Origin of the sequence: Parasphingorhabdus sp. (genome assembly GCF_036964565.1) — a bacterium.
GTDB lineage: Bacteria > Pseudomonadota > Alphaproteobacteria > Sphingomonadales > Sphingomonadaceae > Parasphingorhabdus.
This window is the reverse complement of sequence record NZ_JBALTN010000001.1, coordinates 141,912-159,024: the sequence shown is the minus strand read 5'-3', so window position 1 is coordinate 159,024 and position 17,113 is coordinate 141,912. Positions and strand designations below refer to the sequence as shown.

Below are 17,113 nucleotides of genomic sequence, written 5' to 3'. Positions count from 1 at the left end.
CTCGCTCATGTCAAATCCGCGGAATTTACAAGTTTATTAACCATTTTCAGGGAAAGAGGACGCTGACTGTGTGACTTTAGACATATCGGACAGAATAGCATGAGCGCATTTGGCAAGAAAAATGGACTGGGGGGTGGCAAGCCATCCTTTGGTGTCGCCAAGCCAATGACCGGCGGTGGCAAGAAAATTTCTGAAACCGAAAATCGCGAAGACCGGATGGGGGGCAATCAGTTTCCGCCGCTGGAGTCCATGCCGCTTCCCGGCGATGAGATACCGCCTGCGCAAGTTCCCGTCCAGAGCGATGCCATGGCCCGGCTTTCCGAGCGGTCACAACCATTGGCAGAGGATTCCGACAAGGAAGAAGGCTTTGGTGCGTCGGTCCACAAGATCAAGGAACAGGTGCTCCCGCGCCTGCTTGAGCGGGTCGATCCGGAAGCCGCAGCGACCCTGAACAAGGAAGAGCTGACCGAAGAATTCCGCCCGATCATCATGGAAGTGCTGACCGAGCTGAAACTGACGCTCAACCGGCGCGAACAATTTGCGCTCGAAAAAGTGCTGGTCGACGAACTGCTCGGCTTCGGCCCGCTGGAAGAGCTTCTGCAGAACCCCGATATATCCGATATCATGGTCAATGGTCCGGAACAGACCTACATCGAAATCAAGGGCAAGCTCGAAATTGCCCCGATCCAGTTCCGCGACGAGGAACATCTGTTCCAGATCGCCCAGCGGATCGTCAACCAGGTCGGCCGCCGCGTAGACCAGACCACGCCGCTGGCCGACGCCCGTCTGAAGGACGGGTCTCGTGTCAACGTGATCGTGCCGCCGCTCAGCCTGAAGGGCACGGCGATATCGATTCGTAAATTCTCCGAAAAGCCGATCACGCTGGACCTGATGAAGGGCTTCGGCTCGATGTCGGATCAAATGTGCACCGTGCTCAAGATTGCCGGCGCCTGCCGGTTCAACGTGGTGATCTCCGGCGGTACCGGCTCCGGTAAGACGACCATGCTCAACGCGATGTCGAAGATGATTGATCCGGGCGAACGCGTGCTGACGATCGAGGATGCCGCCGAATTGCGGCTCCAGCAGCCGCACTGGCTGCCACTGGAAACGCGCCCGCCGAACCTCGAGGGCGAAGGCGCGATCACGATCGGTGACCTCGTCAAGAACGCCCTGCGTATGCGGCCGGACCGGATCATCCTCGGCGAAATTCGTGGCGCGGAATGTTTCGACCTTCTCGCCGCCATGAACACCGGCCATGATGGCTCGATGTGTACGCTTCACGCCAACAGCCCGCGCGAATGCCTCGGCCGTATGGAAAACATGATCCTGATGGGCGACATCAAGATTCCGAAGGAAGCCATTTCCCGCCAGATCGCCGAATCGGTCGACCTGATCGTCCAAGTGAAGCGTCTGCGCGACGGTTCGCGCCGCACTACCAACATCACCGAAGTGATCGGGATGGAGGGCGATGTGATCGTCACCCAGGAACTGTTCAAATATCAATATCTCGACGAGGATGCCGACGGCAAGATCATCGGTGAATATGTCTCGGCCGGCCTGCGCCCCTATACGCTGGAAAAGGCGCGGCAATATGGCTTTGACCAGCCACTGCTGGAAGCCTGCCTCTGACGACCCCTACGGGGTTGAGAGAATTCCGACGCCGAAGGCCAGGGATATCCCGAAGGTCAGCAGAGCCAACGCGGTGATGGTCGACCATGGCACGAAGCCGACATCATCGATGTCCCGACGGTTGTTGCGCCGCCGGTTGCCCAATTCGGAAATGATGGCGATTGCGCCGGACAGGCCGCAAATCACCACCCATGGCGGCGCCATCTTCGATCAGCCTTTGCCAAGCATGTTGATGATGCCGGAAAAATCCTTGCCGCCCTGCCCCTGCGCTTCGGCATATTGTGCGTAAAGCTTAGCGGCTTCCGCCCCCATCGGCACTTCCGCTCCGGCGCTCTCCGCCGCTGCCATCGCCAGGCGCAGGTCCTTGAGCATCAGCGCCGCTGCGAAACCGCCATCATAGCCATTGTCGGCCGGGCTTTGCGGCCCGACTCCCGGAACCGGGCAATAGCTGGTCATCGACCAGCTATTGCCCGATGCCTTGGAGGAGATATCGTAGAAGGTCTGCAGGTCGAGACCCAGCTTTTCGGCCATTTTGAAGGTTTCGCAGGTTGCGATCATCGAGGCGCCGAGCAGCATGTTGTTGCATATTTTCACCGCTTGTCCTGCCCCGTTGCCGCCGGCGTGGATCACCGCCTTGCCCATGTCGGACAGGATCGGTTCGGCGCGCTTGAAGCCTTCGTCGCTGCCACCGACCATGAAGGTCAGCGTGCCGCCATTGGCCGCCGCAATGCCGCCGGAAACCGGGGCATCGACCGGAACCAGCCCCTTGGCTTCCGCCATGGTCGCGACATCGCGCGCGCTGTCGACGTCAATGGTCGAGCAATCGATAACCAGGGTGCCGGGACTGGCATTGATGATGATTTCATATTCATAGACCTTGCGGACATGGGTGCCAGCGGGGAGCATGGTGACCACGGCTTCCATGTTCTGCACCGCCTGCGCGGCGTCGCTGACCGGATGGCAGCCCGCCTCGCCCGCGCGGGCCAAGGCTTCTCCGGACAGGTCAAATGCATGCACCTCATGTCCTGCTTTCGCAAGGTTCGCGGCCATGCCGCCACCCATATTGCCAAGGCCGATAAATCCGATTTTCATTTTATTCTCCAGTGATTGTCAGCGAAGCGGGGGATTGCTGAAGGGTCGCGCCAGTTTTCCTAGCGGCCCTTCCATTGGCCTTCGCGCTTTTCGATGAAGGCGGCCATGCCTTCCTTCTTGTCTTCGGTCGCGGTCAGGATCTGGAACAGGCGCCGTTCGTGCACCAATCCCTGTTCCAGGTTGTTCTCGAAGGCGGCGTTGACCATTTCCTTGTTCACCTGTGCGGCCATTGGCGGCATCGAGGCGACGAGAGCAGCCGATTTCAGCGCTTCGTCGAGCAGATTATCATGTGGCACCACGCGGGCGACGAGGCCAGAGCGCTCGGCTTCCTCGGCATCCATCATCCGCCCGGTCAGGCACATTTCCATCGACTTGGCCTTGCCGATCGCGCGGGTCAATCGCTGCGAACCGCCCATGCCGGGGGCTACGCCCAGCTTGATTTCCGGCTGCCCGAATTTCGCCTTGTCGCTGGCAATGATATAGTCCGCCATCATCGCAAGTTCGCAGCCGCCACCGAGCGAGAAGCCGTTGACCGCAGCAATCCAGGGCTTGCGGGTCGTCTTGACGATATGGCTGGTCCATTTCGCGAAGAAATCCTCGAGATAGAAATCGGCGGCGGATTTCTCATACATTTCCTTGATATCGGCGCCCGCGGCGAACGCCTTGTCGCCGGAACCGGTCAGCACGGCGCAATTTTGCGTGTCATCCGCCTGGAACGCGGCGAAAGCGTCAATCAGTTCGTCGAGTACCTGGCTGTTCAGCGCGTTGAGCGCCTGTGGCCGGTTGAGCGTGATCAGGGTGACGGCACCCTTTTTCTCGGTCAGGATGGTGTCATAAGTCATAGCGGTTTCCATTCTTCCTCGGCCGGCAACGGTGCGAAAATATTGTCGATCCATTCGGGGGTGACTTCCTCTGGCGTCGGCGGATTCCATTTCGGATCATTGTCCTTGTCGACGATCAGCGCGCGGACGCCCTCGAGGAAATCGTGCATCACCAGCACATGATAGCCGATCCGGTATTCGTTGCGCATTTCATCGGCGAAGCTATCCATAGCCGCACCTTCCTTGAGCTGGCGTAGCGCAACCTTGCAGGTCTGCGGGCTTTTGGTGCCCAGCGTGTCGCGCTCTTTTTCCGCCCATTCGCTGTCATCGGCTTCCAGCGCGGCCAATATGTCCTCGAAGCTGTCGGAAGCAAAAAACTTGTCGATCTTGTCGAGATTCTTGGTGATCCGCGCTTCCGGGATATTGCCCGACAACTGTCCCAATATGCCTTCGATCCGGTCGGGCTTTTCCGAAATCCGCTGCTTGGCTTCTTCCAGAACCGACGATTCCAGATAATGGGTAGCAATGCCCACTTCCCTGCACTCGGCGCCATCCAGCCGCGCACCGGTGAGCGCAAGAAACTGGCCCAGCCGTCCTTCCAGCCGGGACAGATACCAGCCGCCACCGACATCGGGGAACAGGCCGATACCGGTTTCGGGCATGGCGAAACGGGTATATTCAGTGGCCACGCGATATTTCGCCGGCTGCGAAATGCCGACACCGCCGCCCATGGTGATGCCGTTCATGAAGGCCACCACCGGCTTGGGATATTCGAACAGCAAATGGTTGAGCTGATATTCCTTGTAGAAGAATTCCCGCCCCTGCTTGCCGTCGGTCATGCCGGATTCGCGCAACATGGCGATGTCGCCGCCGGCGCAAAAGCCGCGGCCCTCGCTGTGGTCGATGATCACCGCTTCGACTTCGTCATCGTCGCGCCATGCTTGCAGCGCGTCGATCATCCCCAGACACATGTCGAGATTGAGCGAATGGATGACCTTGGGGCGGTTCAGGCTGATATGGCCGACCCGTCCGGTTTTTCTGATGATGAGATCTTCTGTCATAAATTTCCTATTGGCGGAGCAGTTCCCGCGATACGATCATCCGCATGACCTGATTGGTACCCTCGAGGATACTGTGAACCCTGAGATCGCGCCAGAAGCGCTCGATCGGATAATCCTGCAAATAGCCGTAGCCGCCGAAAAGTTGCAGCGCATCGTTGACGATCTTGCTGCCATTATCGGTGGCCAGTCTCTTGGCCATGGCGGCGAATTTGGTCTTGTCGGGCGCGCCTTCCGTGACCTTGGCAGCGGCGAGATAGAGCAAGGCCCGCGAGGCTTCCAGATCCGTCGCCATGTCGGCGAGCATGAACTGGGTGTTCTGGAAGTCGCTGATCGGCTTGCCGAACTGCTTGCGTTCCTTGGTGTAACTGACCGCCTCGTCGAGGCAGCGCTGCGCACCGCCGAGCGAACAGGCGCCGATGTTCAGCCGGCCGCCGTCGAGACCGGCCATCGCGATGCGAAAGCCCTCGCCTTCGTCGCCGACGCGATTTTCTGCCGGAACGCGGACGTTGTCGAAATTGACCTGGGCTGTCGGTTGCGAGTGCCAGCCCAGTTTTTTCTCCTGTGCACCGAACGAAACGCCTTCCATGTCCTTCTCGATCACCAGGCAGGTAACGCCCTTGGCCCCGTCATCGGAGGTGCGGGTCATGGTCACGTAAATCTCGTTCTCGCCGCCGCCGGAGATAAACTGCTTGGAACCGTTGACAATATAATCGTCGCCATCGCGCATTGCCTTGGTCTTCAGCGAGGCCGCGTCGGACCCCGCGCCCGCTTCGGTCAGGCAATAGCTGGCGATCTTGTCCATCGGTACCAGTTCGGGAAGATATTTGTCTTTCACCGCCTGTGACCCAAATGTGTCGATCATCCACGACGCCATGTTGTGGATCGAGATAAAGGCGCTGGTCGACGGGCAACCATAGGCCATGGCTTCCATGATGATGGCGCTTTCCAGCCGGCCGAGACCGATGCCGCCGGATTCCTCGGATACATAGATGCCGCCGAAGCCGAGTTCCGCTGCTTGTTTGATCGTGTCGCGCGGGAAAATATGTTTCTCGTCCCACTCGGCCGCAAATGGCGTGATCGCATCAGCCGTAAACTTCTGCGCCATTTCCTGGATGGCAAGCTGGTCTTCGGTCAGGGAAAATTGTGTCATATCTGTTTCTTGTTCTTCGCTATGGGCGCGGTGGTTGATTCGATGCCCCGCATTACCCGCAAGAGGCTGTTCTGTGCAATCGTTGCGACGGACCCCGTGCTAGCGGCCCCGTCATACGGAAATCCCGGGCAACAGACCAAGTACGTCAGGCTTCGCGTTCATGGGCCTCGGTCTAGTCGCGCAGCACCCGCTCGGCAAATAGCTTTTTTGCTACTTTTTGATCATTGCGCTCGTACCATCGCTTGCCGATCTTGCGCTCGGCGGCCAGCATCTGGGTGCGGGTACCGTCGGCAAAATCAACATCCGGCTCCATATGGGAGATCGGATCGCGATAGGCCTCATCGGCAGTGACGATCGTCCATCCGTCTGCCCGGAGCGCGGCTGCGAGATCATCGACGAACATCGCGGCGAGATCGGTTTCGTGCAGCAGAATCATCTGAGCCGGTGCCCTGCCCAAAGTGCGGCGTGCCAGTTCGTCGGAGAAATTCGCCGATTCCACATAGGATTCCACAAACAGGTCGCGGAGCGCGTTCCAGTCCATGAGCTGGCCTGCCTTGCCCGCAGCGATCGCGAGATTTTCCAGATGCCAGTCCGAAGCGTCGACTGTGACATAGGCGTTCATCAGACCCCGCTGTTTCAGAGCGGTCCGCACGGCATCGCGCTTGGCCTTGTCTTTCTGCCCCTCGTCCAGAAATGGAAAGCGAAACCACGGGCGGTGATTGGGCTTGTCCTTCAGCCAGCTTTCCGCCGCATCGATATCTGCCAGAAAGGCGGGTACGGACACGGCAGAAAGCCTGCTGTGCCGGGCCGTATGATTGGCCATGACATGGCCGGCCCTGGCATAGGCGGCGATATCGGCGGCATCATTGTCGTGGGCGGTGATCCGCGCCGGATTGACGAAGAAGGCCGCCTGTCTGATGCCGGCGGTCCGGAGCGCCTCGATCAGCAGCCGTGGCCGCTCGTCCGGTTCGAGAAAGGCGCCCTGGCTCCGCGGTACGTCGTCGAAACTGAAGGCGATGCGCTTGTCCGACGCGGCCTGCGCAGCCGGTCGGGTGACTGTCTCGCTGCCAGCATCCGGTTTCCACAAGACAAGCAGCAGAACCGCCAGCACTATCGCCGGCAGAAGTAGCCGGGGCGACAGTGCTAGCAATGGCCCTGCACGATCTGATGGGCGCCGCTAGTCAACGCGCCTGTTCAGCCGCAGCTTATTTGCGTGACGATCATGTCGTCGTCATAGCTGACGGTCAGGCGATCAAAGCGATAGTCCTTGGTGACTGCGGTGCGGGGCGGAACCCAGCGCAGCACCCGGGCGCCCGAACGTTCAAGCAACGTGGCGCCCGCGCTGGCGGAAACCTTGTGGCCGACATGTTCCTCGAGTCCGGAGGCATCGCAGGTCATTTCCGACGGTGGTGACGGTGGCGCAGCGGCGTCGGTGCCACCGGTCGCACAGGCGGACAGGGCCAAGAGCGGGCCCATCTGAATCAGCTTTCTCATCAGCATATTCTCCTTCTCTGGCCTTAGCCCATCGTCGGAATGACGAACGCATCCTTGTTGCCGCCATCGGCGGTGCCGTCGGGCCAGCGCTGAGTGATGGTCTTGACCTTGGTCCAGAATTTCACGCCTTCCATGCCGTGCTGGTTGGTGTCGCCGAAGGCCGAGCGCTTCCAGCCGCCAAAGCTGTGATAGGCAACGGGTACCGGGATGGGCACGTTGATGCCGACCATGCCGACCTGGACGCGGTTGGCAAATTCGCGCGCCGCGTGGCCGTTGCGCGTGAAAATGGCGACGCCATTGCCATATTGATGCTCGCTGGGGAGCTTGAGCGCTTCCTCGAAATTCTTGGCGCGGACGATCTGCAGAACGGGGCCGAAAATCTCTTCCTTGTAGCTTTCCATGTCGGTGGTGACATGATCGAACAGGGATGGGCCAATGAAACAGCCGTCTTCGTGGCCCTGAAGCGAGAAGCCGCGACCGTCGACGACCAGTTCCGCGCCCTCGTCGACGCCGGTCTGTATCCAGTTTTCCACGCGCTGCTTGTGGGCGGGGTTCACAACCGGACCATAATGGGCCTCTTCATCGGTAGAGATGCCAACGCGCAGCGCGGCCATGGCCGGGATCATCTTCTCGCGCAGGCGTTCGGCGGTATCCTCGCCGACCGGCACCACAACCGGCAGCGCCATGCAGCGTTCGCCGGCAGAGCCGAAGGCCGCGCCGGAGAGATCATTGACGACCTGGTCCATGTCGGCGTCGGGCATGACGATACCGTGGTTCTTGGCACCACCCATCGCCTGCACCCGCTTGCCGGCGGCGACACCGCGCTGGTAGACATAATGGGCGATATCGGACGAACCGACGAAGCTGATGCCGCCGATTTCCGGATGATCGAGAATCGCGTCGACCATTTCCTTGTCGCCGTGCACGCACTGCAGGATGCCCTTTGGCAGTCCCGCTTCATGCATCAGCTCGACGAGCCGTACCGGTACCGACGGATCCCGCTCGGACGGCTTGAGGATGAAGGCATTGCCGGTCGCGATTGCCGGGCCGAACATCCACATCGGAATCATCGCCGGGAAGTTGAACGGGGTGATGCCGGCGCCGATACCGATCGGCTGGCGCATCGAATAGACATCAATGCCGGGGCCGGCGCCTTGGGTATATTCGCCCTTGAGAACATGGGGGATACCGCAGCAGAATTCGATAACCTCAAGACCGCGCTGCACATCACCCTTGGAATCGGCGATCACCTTGCCATGTTCGCGGCTCAGCAGTTCGGCGAGCTCGCCCATATGGGCTTCGACCAGTTCCTTGAACCTGAACATCACCCGGGCACGGCGCTGCGGGTTGGTGGCGGCCCATTCGGGCTGCGCCGCCAGTGCCGACTGCACCGCGGTTTCCAGAAGGTCCGCATCGCCCAGATCGACCTTCCCCTGGATACCGCCATTGTTCGGGTCGAAAATATCGCTCTGACGGGCCGCTTTTGCGGTTCCGGCGGAAGCCAAGACGTGGGTAACAGTGCGCATTGAAAGACTCCTGATTGCTTTTGCGGGCTATATGCTATTTACCGCAGCAATGCACAACCGCTGTCACCCTATCTTTTATAGCAATCACGCGTGAGCGATGACAATGCGCCTAGCCAGAACCGAGCCGCCGCCGGAATCCTGATCCGGCTGGCGGCGATCCTGTCGCTCGGCATCATGTTCGTCTTTGTCAAACTCGCCGGACAAAATGGTGTCCACGTTACCGAAAGCCTATTCTATCGCCAGCTGATCGCGATGCCGCTGATCTGCTTCCTGATCTGGCGCAGCCAGCACGGATGGCCCTCGATCGTCTCCAACAAGCACCGGCTGCACATGCTGCGATCGCTGTTCGGGATTTGCGCCATGGGTCTCAACTTCTGGGCGATGACGCTGCTGCCACTGGCGGATGCGACAACCATCGCCTTTACCGTCCCGATTTTCGCCACCCTGTTCGCCGCGCTGATCCTGCGCGAGAAGGTCGGGATCCAGCGCTGGTCGGCAATATTGATCGGCTTTGTCGGCGTGCTCATCGTGGTCCAGCCGGGAGGCTCGCTGATCCCGGCGTTTGGCGCGACCGTCGCGGTTGGTGGCGCGCTGGTGACGGCGGCGGTGACGCTGCTGATCCGGATGCTGGGCCGCACGGAAAGCAGTATTGTCACCATCTTCTGGTTCTCGGTCTACACCCTGCCCGCGCTGACGGTATGCGCCTTTGTCTTTGGTGGCGGCCATGACCTGAAGACCTGGAGTTTTCTGATGGGCATCGGCGTGTTCGGCGCACTGGCCCAGCTCGGCATTACCCAGTCTCTTCGGCTCGCACCGGTCTCCACCGTGGTACCGATGGACTATAGCGCGCTGATCTGGGCGACCCTGTTCGGCATTTTAATCTTTGGGCAGTTTCCGGGCCTGTCGATCTGGTTCGGTGCGCCGATCATCATCGTCTCCGGGCTTTTCATCGCCTGGCGGGAACATCTGAAGGCAAGCCGGCTGGCCGCTGCCGAGGCGATGCAGAGCGCATGATTTTCCGGACCACGCAAACCATGCATCAACTTTACAAAATGCTCCGGTTTTATTTTCTGTGACTTTTGGCCCAAAGCCGCGATTTTCCAAGGCTTTTGACGGGAGATAACAACCGAGAGTGTGACCTTTCGATCCGGGTGTGCTGTCATTCAATGTTTCAAAGAGCGGGCAGCAGAATAAGCCGTTGGAGGTGCTGTAGGAAAGCCATTTTTTATCGGCTAACCGGTCGCAGCCGATGACGAGCCTTTCAGGGCAGATTTTCCAGCGTCGCGGTATAGCGGGTTCCGCTGGAGCCGGACTGGCAGTCGAGTTCGGCCTTGGCCATTGCGGCGAAGGCGACCAGAAAACCCTGCCCCTGGGCACCATCGCGAACATCTTCCGGCAAACCGACGCCATCATCCTCGATGGTGAGGACGGCCTCGCTGTCGTCGCTGGTCAGGGTTATCGAGATCACCCCGGCCTCCCGTCCCGTAAAGGCGTGCTTCACGGCGTTGGTCACCACTTCATTGATGAGCAGACCAATGGCCGATGCGCGGTCGCGCGACAGATGGCACGGGTGGGTCTCGATCCGGATGTCGATCTTCCGCTCGAGAGCCAGGGCGTTACTGATTTCCGAGCAAAGCTGGACGATGAACTGATCGAAGCGCACAACCGCGATATTGTCGATACCGTAGTGAAGATTTTCGTAAGCGTTGGCCAGACTGAGGACCCGACCGACCGCCTTTTCCAAGGCTTTCCGGGCGATTTCGCTACTCGTTTCATTCTGTTGCAGCCGCAACAGGCTGGTCAGGATCGCCAGATTGTTCTTCACCCTGTGATCGACCTCGCGCAACAACATGTCTCGTTCGGAAATACGTTGCTCGCGCTCGTGTACCAATTCGCGAACGTTGCGCCGCCCATATTCGGCGAGCAGGACCAGCAGCAGTCCGGTTACAATGTTGACGACGGTGCGGGGTCCGTCCGACTGTTCGACAAAGGCAAAACTGCCCTCGAACGGCACTACTTCATACCATGTATAGATCGAGGTGATTACCAGCACCACCAATCCTGCCCGAAAACGGCCGACCAGCGTTGCCAGCAAGATGGCCGGGACATTGATGGCATAAGGTGCCGCGCCGGGATAGACCATGTCTACCAACCATCGCAAAAACACGGCACTGAGGATGCACATGATTGCCACCAGCGCCTGGACCGCCCAGCCCGGTAGTCTCGGAGCAAAATCGATCGCATCCAGTTGGGTTATTCTCTGCATTCCTTGAGAATAGGCGCAACAGGATTGATCGGCAAATCGTAAATTCGTCTGCAGGGGCGATTTCTGCTTCCTGTTCCAATGACTTATCATCCTCAAGTGAGCGAAGTCCGACAAAGGAGCAGGTGGAAACAGAGCGTTCGACCTCCCGTTGCCGAAGCCCTTGCCTCGCCAGTCCCCCACCATGCTGGCCGCCGATACCGACGCGCGGGTAATGTCGCACCGAGTCCAACAAGCTATTGCACGGTTCGAAAATTGCCCTAACCTAGCGCAATGCGATCAACCGATACTTCCGAAACCGAACGGCAGTCGGCCAGAGACACGCTGATAGATCTCATGGCGCGGGTCGCCCACGGAGACAAACCGGCGCTCGCTGAACTTTATGATCGCACCTCAACGAAACTATTTGGCGTGTGCCTCCGTATCTGCCGACACAGAAGCACAGCGGAAGATGTTTTGCAGGAAGTCTATATCAAAGTCTGGCATCGCGCCGACCAGTTTCGAGCCGGGGATAACAGCCCGATTTCGTGGTTGTCTGCTATTGCCCGCAACGCCTCGATCGATTGGCTGCGGAAAAATGGCAGGCATGTCCAGGAAGATGATTCCGCACTTGAAGCCATGCCAGATCCGCAGCCGCTGGGCGATGCCGTGCTGGAGGCGGAGCAGCAATCTGCGAAAATAGCGGAATGTCTCGATCAATTGTCCGACGAACAGAAACAACCTATCCGGTCTGCGTTTTTCTCGGGCCTGACCTATTCCGAGCTGGCGAAACAGGGCAACTCGCCTCTGAGCACGGTGAAAAGCCGGATCAGGCGGGGCCTGATGAATTTGAAGAAATGTATCGAAAATGGTTGATAGCCCAACGGAACCGGAAAAGCGCGAACTGCTCGCAGCGGAGCTGGCACTCGGCCTTCTGGAAGGTGAGGAGCGGGCTGCTGCAATCCGGTTGCGGCTGTCCGATCCGCATTTTCGCGATGATGTCGAAACCTGGGAAGACCGGCTGGCCCCTCTGCTTGATCTTTTTCCGCACGAATCGCCACGCGATCAGGTCTGGGATTCGATCAGCGCGCAGATCGACCGGCTGGGGGCGGCTGGAACCGGTGATGTCGTGACGGGCGTGTCGGTCCGGACCCGGCTGCAGCGTTGGCGGGTCGCCGCTCTGGCGACCGGCACAATTGCCGCTTCGCTTGCGCTGGCCCTCCTGATCCGGCCGGCGCCGGTAGAAGTGATCGACATTCCCGCACAACAGGTGGCACCGGCACAAATCATCGCGCAGCTTTCCGGCGAGCAGGATCTTGCGATAGCAACCCGCTTTGATCCGGAAACGGGGCGGCTGAATGTATCAACCGCGGGAATCGCACCGGACAGCGGAGCGCCGGTGCTATGGGTGGTACCAGCGGACGGTACGCCGAGAGCGCTCGGGATCTTGCCATCGGACGGGGCTGGCGCAATCGAGATCGCCACTGAATACCGGCAATTCATGACGACCGGAGCGTTGCTGGCGCTGACCATGGAAGATCCGCAGGCGGCACCCTTCGAGGCACCGACAACTCCGATCCTTGCCACCGGAACGATTTCAAGAATCTAGAAATAATTTGCGTCCGAAATTCGGTTTGCTGCGTCACTGCAAGCGCGCCGGGCATATTCCCGGTCCGCCTGCAGTTATTCCATTGCAATCGAAAGGACTTACCATGCCGTTCCGATCCGTAACTTTCATCTCCCTCCCGCTTCTTGCTGCGACAGCCTCGCTTGCTGGCTGCACGATGTCCGACGAAGGTGGCAGCGAGGTTGCATCCAGCGCTTCGGTCGCCGCGAGCAGCAATCCCATGGTCGGTGGCGCCGCCATGTATCCCACGCGCAATATTGTGGAAAATGCCGTCAATTCCGCCGACCATACAACGCTCGTCGCCGCCGTGAAGGCTGCCGGCCTGGTCGAGACCCTGTCCGGACCCGGACCCTTTACCGTATTTGCCCCGACGAATGATGCCTTTGATGCGCTGCCCGACGGCACCGTTGCAACGCTGCTGAAACCCGAGAACAAGGCGACCCTGACCCAGATTCTGACCTATCATGTCGTTCCGGGTCGCCTGACCGCTGCAGACCTCGCTGCCAAGGCAAAGATGGCGGGCGGAAAGGCCATGCTAACCACGGTCGCCGGTGCCAAGCTGACCGTATCGAAATCTCCCAGCGGCGGATGGATGCTGACCGACACCAAGGGTGGCACCGCCAATATCACCATCGCCGACGTGATGCAGTCCAACGGCGTCATTCACGAGATTGACGCGATCGTCATGCCCTGATCCCGAGGTCCCCCGGGGGCCGGCGTCGTCGGGACCAGACGGCGGACACCGGCCCCAAATAGGCGGATATCCCGATTGCAAGCGCCCAAGCCACCAGCCTTGCAATCGGGATTGATGCAAAAAAATTTCCCCTGAATGCGTCTTTTCTGAACCCGGCGCCGTCCCTTCGTTGGTCAAGGGCCGGATTCGACGGCCAGACGTCAAAGATGAAGCAAGATGAAGGGGATTTTCATGTCGAACCGTATCAAGTCTTTCAGCCATATAATCAAGATTTCAGCAGCCGCAGGAGCGATTGCCCTTGCCAGCCCGGCCTGGGCGGATGCCACGGCACCATGCAACGAAAATCCGGGACCAGATGGCGTTCTCGGTACGGCGGACGATCCCGCCAATACCCTCGAATGCGGCGTCGGAGCCAATGGCACCGGCAATGGCTCGATCGCCGTTGGCGGCGGAGCGGTTGCGGACGGCGTTGACGCCCTCGCCATCGGCAGCGACGATGCCGGAGCGGCGCCAGCGCGCGCGATCGGCAACTCGACCACCGCGGTTGGTGGTGAAGCGCTTGCCATGGGACCGGGCGCAACGGCGCTCGGCTGGCGTTCGGTCGCCAACGCGGAACGGGCAACGGCGCTTGGCCATCTGGCACAGGCAACCGCCCTTCGCGCAACGGCTGTCGGCGAAGCAGCCATGGCCATGGGCGTCGAATCGGTAGCACTGGGCAATGAATCGGCGGCCGACGGCATCGACGCGGTCGCGATCGGAACCCAGTCGCGGGCCACGGGCAACAGCACCACGGCGGTCGGTGGCGAATCGATCGCAACCGGACCGGGCGCCACCGCTTTCGGCTGGCGCGCGCAGGCAAACGCGGAGCGGGCCACTGCCCTCGGCCATCTTGCCATGGCCAATGGCCTGCGCTCCGTGGCTGTGGGTGAAGGTGCCGTTGCCAACGGCGAAACTTCGATTGCCCAAGGCAATCTGGCCTCTGCAACCGGCAGCGATGCCATCGCTATCGGTGACCAGACCGTCGCCAACGGCAATTCGACCACGGCTGTCGGCGGTGAAGCGCTGGCGCAGGGACCAGGCGCATCAGCCTTTGGCTGGAGATCCATGGCGTCGGCAGAGCGGGCCACCGCATTGGGGCATCTCGCCGTTGCCAGCGGTGTTCGCTCGGTCGCCATCGGGGAAGCGGCCAACGCATCGGCGGCGGGCGCGATTGCCCTTGGCAACGAGTCCGTGGCATCCGGTGTCAACTCGATCGCGATCGGCAACGGGGCGACTGCCACCGCGGATAACCAGGTCGCTATCGGCTCCGTCGATTCGACGGTGCGGCTGGCAGGCCTGAGCAGCGGCAATGCCCTGCAGACGGGTCAATTGTCCGTCGTCACGGCTGACGGCAATGGCGTGCTTGGAACCAGCACGGGCTTTGCAAGCAGCGCGGTCGTCGCGGCCAATTCAGCTCAGGTCGCCGCCAACCGCGGTTTGATCAATGCCAATACCGGTGCGATCTCCGCCTTGCAGGGGCAGACCGCAGCGCTGTTCGACCTGACCGAGGTGAACCGGGCCGATATCCGCAAGGCCAATGAGGGCGTCGCGATCGCGCTGGCGATGGAATCGCCGGTGCTTCTGCCGGGCAACAGCTTCGGTGTCGCCGGCGGCTTCGGCTATTTTCAGGAACGTGTCGGCGGTTCTGCATCCTTCGCCGCCCGGATCGGCGACAATGCCGCCCTGACCGGCGGCGTCGGTGTCGGTTTTGACAGCGGCGAAGTCGGCGCGCGCGCCGGGTTCCAGTTCGCATGGTAAGCCGGACCAAATCGGTTGCAGCAAAGGTACTGGGGCGTCTCGCTCCGGTACTTTTGCTCGCCCTGGCAATCTGGCTCAGTTCGAACCAGCCGGTCGGAGCACAAACCGCCGAGCCGCCGGTCTCCAGTCAGCCGGTCCCGAACGGCCTCGAACTGTCGAAGCTGATATGGAGCACGATGGCCGCGGTTGATCATGCCAACCAGTCGGGCAATTATTCGGTGCTGCGCGACAATGCGGCGCCGGGCTTCCAGATCATCAACAATCCCGCACGGCTATCCGAGATTTTTGCCGGCCTGCGCGCCAGCCGGATCGACCTGTCCAATACGCTGTTGCTGGCGCCGACCTATTCCGCGCCGCCGGCGATGGTGGAACAGGACGTGATCCGGGTTCGCGGAGCCTTTGGCCTGCGGCCGACGGCGATCTCGTTTGATCTCTACTACAAGTGGGTCGAGGGAAGGTGGCGTCTCTACGGCGTATCGATCGGACAGGAAAGCATTGCGAATATCCAGCCCGAAGCCGCCCCGAGACGATAGGTTCGCCAGATCACCGGCTTTTCCAGGGCAGCACGGTCCGCTGTTCAGGACGCATTGCGCCTGCTGGCTCACAACCGGAACTTTTCCTGTTTTCGCCTGTTGATTTCATATCATCGCAGAAAACATGAGGAGATGAATCATGGCAGACGATATCAAGCAACCACGCTTTCGCTACGGCTGGGCCTGGGCCATCATCACCATCGGAATGTTCATCGGGCTGGTGTTCTGGGTCTTCAACCTTGGCGACGAGGTGAACGACACGCCGCCGACAATCGAACAGGAAGTGGCATCGCAGCCAGAGTTGCCGCAAGTCGCGACGGATGAAGCGGAGCCGGGCGGACAATGATCCGCCGGCGGCTTTTTCCCTGACGGGGGCTAGGCCATCAGCTTGTAGCCCATCCACAGCCCCATGCCGATCATGAACAGATTCTCGGTCAGCGAGATGAAGCCGAGCGGGACGTTGCTGTCGCCGCCGACGCATGCGCATTTGAGTTCGCGCTTCTGGATGTATACGGCGTAGACGACGGATACGGCGCCGATGGTCCCGATGAACAGCGCGACCGGAACCGCCAGCCATAGCCCAACGCCAGCGATCATCAGGACGCCGGCCAGCGCTTCGCCGAACGGGTAGAGATAGCCGTAGCGAACCCAGCGCCGGGCAAGCAGATCATAGTTGAGGAACATGGTCGAGAAGCTCTCGATATCGCGCAGCTTCAGATAGGCGAGGCCGCACATCGAGAAGGCGACGAACCATTCGGCGGTGCGCACCGATAGCCAGCTGCCGGTGGCGACGAAGGCCGCGCCCAGCGCCATCAGGAAGGTCATCGCGAACAGTGCAATCACCGGCTGGTAGCTGGTGTCGCTCCGTTCCGCTTCGGGCTTGTCCTTGCCGAAATGCACGCGCAGGGCGTCATAGCCGCCAATCCGCTCGCCGCCGATGAATGTCTGCGGCGTGGTTTTGACATCATGCTTGTCCTTGAACGCGTCGGTTTCCGCGCGCGTGGTCAAATGATGATCCTCGACCGTGAAGCCCTGGCGTTCGAGCAGGTCCTTGGATTTCAGGCCATAGGGACAGATGTGCTTTTCCATCACCATGCGATAGAGCTTGGCCGATTTCTGCTGTACCATCAGCGCTTTACCTTTTCGAACAGGTCGATCAGTTCGTCGAACTTCTCCTTCTGCTCGGCCGGGCTGCCGGTGGCGATCGCCTCGCTGACGCAGCAGGCGGCGTGGTCCTTGAGGATCTGGCTCTCGACCTTGGCCAGCGCCGATTTCACCGCCTGCACCTGGTGCAAAATATCGATGCAATAGCGGTCGTCGGCGATCATCTGGGCGATGCCGCGCACCTGGCCCTCGATCCGGCGGAGCCGGTTGATTTTCTGATCCACTGCCCCTTTGGCCATATTTTCTCTCTTGTTCTGATACCCTATGGGGGTATAGAGTAATT

General features: G+C 60.3%; 19 protein-coding genes. 8 read left to right on the top strand and 11 right to left on the bottom strand.

Annotated features, from left to right (window positions below):
• Positions 1 to 99 precede the first annotated feature (99 nt).
• Positions 100 to 1,629 carry a CpaF family protein gene (locus V7650_RS00730; protein ID WP_335654324.1) on the top strand — a complete coding sequence of 510 codons (1,530 nt, stop codon included), beginning with the start codon at positions 100 to 102 and terminating at the stop codon, positions 1,627 to 1,629.
• Between the two features lie 6 nt (positions 1,630 to 1,635).
• Here the strand turns inward: V7650_RS00730 and V7650_RS00725 are convergent, their stop codons facing one another.
• The 8 genes from V7650_RS00725 to V7650_RS00690 form a co-directional block, all read right to left on the bottom strand.
• Positions 1,636 to 1,833: a hypothetical protein gene (locus tag V7650_RS00725; RefSeq protein ID WP_335654323.1), complete on the bottom strand. Its 198-nt coding sequence runs from the start codon at positions 1,831 to 1,833 to the stop codon at positions 1,636 to 1,638.
• Positions 1,834 to 1,839: 6 nt separating this feature from the next.
• On the bottom strand, positions 1,840 to 2,721 hold the full coding sequence (gene mmsB, locus V7650_RS00720) for a 3-hydroxyisobutyrate dehydrogenase (RefSeq protein ID WP_335654322.1): 882 nt from the start codon (positions 2,719 to 2,721) through the stop codon (positions 1,840 to 1,842).
• A 59-nt stretch (positions 2,722 to 2,780) separates the two neighbouring features.
• Positions 2,781 to 3,563, bottom strand: a complete 783-nt coding sequence (locus V7650_RS00715; protein ID WP_335654321.1) for an enoyl-CoA hydratase-related protein — start codon at positions 3,561 to 3,563, stop codon at positions 2,781 to 2,783.
• Complete coding sequence (locus tag V7650_RS00710; protein WP_335654320.1) at positions 3,560 to 4,603, bottom strand: enoyl-CoA hydratase/isomerase family protein; 1,044 nt, start codon at positions 4,601 to 4,603, stop codon at positions 3,560 to 3,562. Before V7650_RS00710 ends, V7650_RS00715 begins: the two co-directional genes overlap by 4 nt.
• A gap of 7 nt (positions 4,604 to 4,610) precedes the next feature.
• Positions 4,611 to 5,753 (bottom strand): acyl-CoA dehydrogenase family protein, encoded by a 1,143-nt coding sequence (locus V7650_RS00705; protein WP_335654319.1) that lies wholly within the window; start codon positions 5,751 to 5,753, stop codon positions 4,611 to 4,613.
• Positions 5,754 to 5,925: 172 nt separating this feature from the next.
• Entirely contained in the window at positions 5,926 to 6,864 is a 939-nt protein-coding gene (locus V7650_RS00700) for a polysaccharide deacetylase family protein (protein ID WP_335654318.1), read from the bottom strand.
• 83 nt (positions 6,865 to 6,947) lie between these two features.
• A complete protein-coding gene (locus tag V7650_RS00695; RefSeq protein WP_335654317.1) occupies positions 6,948 to 7,247 on the bottom strand; it encodes an I78 family peptidase inhibitor in 300 nt (99 codons plus the stop codon).
• Positions 7,248 to 7,270: 23 nt separating this feature from the next.
• Complete coding sequence (locus tag V7650_RS00690; RefSeq protein ID WP_335654316.1) at positions 7,271 to 8,773, bottom strand: CoA-acylating methylmalonate-semialdehyde dehydrogenase; 1,503 nt, start codon at positions 8,771 to 8,773, stop codon at positions 7,271 to 7,273.
• Positions 8,774 to 8,863: 90 nt separating this feature from the next.
• Between V7650_RS00690 and V7650_RS00685 the strand changes: the two genes are divergently transcribed.
• A complete protein-coding gene (locus tag V7650_RS00685) occupies positions 8,864 to 9,787 on the top strand; it encodes a DMT family transporter (protein WP_335654315.1) in 924 nt (307 codons plus the stop codon).
• Positions 9,788 to 10,034: 247 nt separating this feature from the next.
• Here the strand turns inward: V7650_RS00685 and V7650_RS00680 are convergent, their stop codons facing one another.
• Positions 10,035 to 11,039 carry a sensor histidine kinase gene (locus V7650_RS00680; protein WP_335654314.1) on the bottom strand — a complete coding sequence of 335 codons (1,005 nt, stop codon included), beginning with the start codon at positions 11,037 to 11,039 and terminating at the stop codon, positions 10,035 to 10,037.
• 333 nt (positions 11,040 to 11,372) lie between these two features.
• Here V7650_RS00680 and V7650_RS00675 point away from each other — a divergent pair, with 333 nt between their 5' ends.
• The 6 genes from V7650_RS00675 (at position 11,373) to V7650_RS00650 (ending at position 16,012) form a co-directional block, all read left to right on the top strand.
• A complete protein-coding gene (locus V7650_RS00675; protein ID WP_335654313.1) occupies positions 11,373 to 11,891 on the top strand; it encodes a sigma-70 family RNA polymerase sigma factor in 519 nt (172 codons plus the stop codon).
• The gene (locus V7650_RS00670; RefSeq protein ID WP_335654312.1) at positions 11,884 to 12,624 is read left to right on the top strand and encodes an anti-sigma factor; all 741 of its coding nucleotides are present in this window, start codon (positions 11,884 to 11,886) and stop codon (positions 12,622 to 12,624) included. Before V7650_RS00675 ends, V7650_RS00670 begins: the two co-directional genes overlap by 8 nt.
• Before the next feature lie 175 nt (positions 12,625 to 12,799).
• Positions 12,800 to 13,336 carry a fasciclin domain-containing protein gene (locus V7650_RS00665; protein WP_335654558.1) on the top strand — a complete coding sequence of 179 codons (537 nt, stop codon included), beginning with the start codon at positions 12,800 to 12,802 and terminating at the stop codon, positions 13,334 to 13,336.
• Between the two features lie 231 nt (positions 13,337 to 13,567).
• On the top strand, positions 13,568 to 15,133 hold the full coding sequence (locus V7650_RS00660) for a hypothetical protein (protein WP_335654311.1): 1,566 nt from the start codon (positions 13,568 to 13,570) through the stop codon (positions 15,131 to 15,133).
• Complete coding sequence (locus tag V7650_RS00655) at positions 15,127 to 15,666, top strand: hypothetical protein (protein WP_335654310.1); 540 nt, start codon at positions 15,127 to 15,129, stop codon at positions 15,664 to 15,666. The genes V7650_RS00660 and V7650_RS00655 overlap by 7 nt, the downstream gene beginning before the upstream one ends.
• A gap of 139 nt (positions 15,667 to 15,805) precedes the next feature.
• Positions 15,806 to 16,012 carry a hypothetical protein gene (locus V7650_RS00650; protein ID WP_335654309.1) on the top strand — a complete coding sequence of 69 codons (207 nt, stop codon included), beginning with the start codon at positions 15,806 to 15,808 and terminating at the stop codon, positions 16,010 to 16,012.
• A 29-nt stretch (positions 16,013 to 16,041) separates the two neighbouring features.
• On the opposite strand, the gene V7650_RS00645 is transcribed toward V7650_RS00650, so the two are convergent.
• Positions 16,042 to 16,794 (bottom strand): glutaredoxin family protein, encoded by a 753-nt coding sequence (locus tag V7650_RS00645; protein ID WP_335654308.1) that lies wholly within the window; start codon positions 16,792 to 16,794, stop codon positions 16,042 to 16,044.
• Positions 16,794 to 17,069 carry a metal-sensitive transcriptional regulator gene (locus tag V7650_RS00640; protein ID WP_335654307.1) on the bottom strand — a complete coding sequence of 92 codons (276 nt, stop codon included), beginning with the start codon at positions 17,067 to 17,069 and terminating at the stop codon, positions 16,794 to 16,796. The genes V7650_RS00645 and V7650_RS00640 overlap by 1 nt, the downstream gene beginning before the upstream one ends.
• Positions 17,070 to 17,113 lie beyond the last annotated feature (44 nt).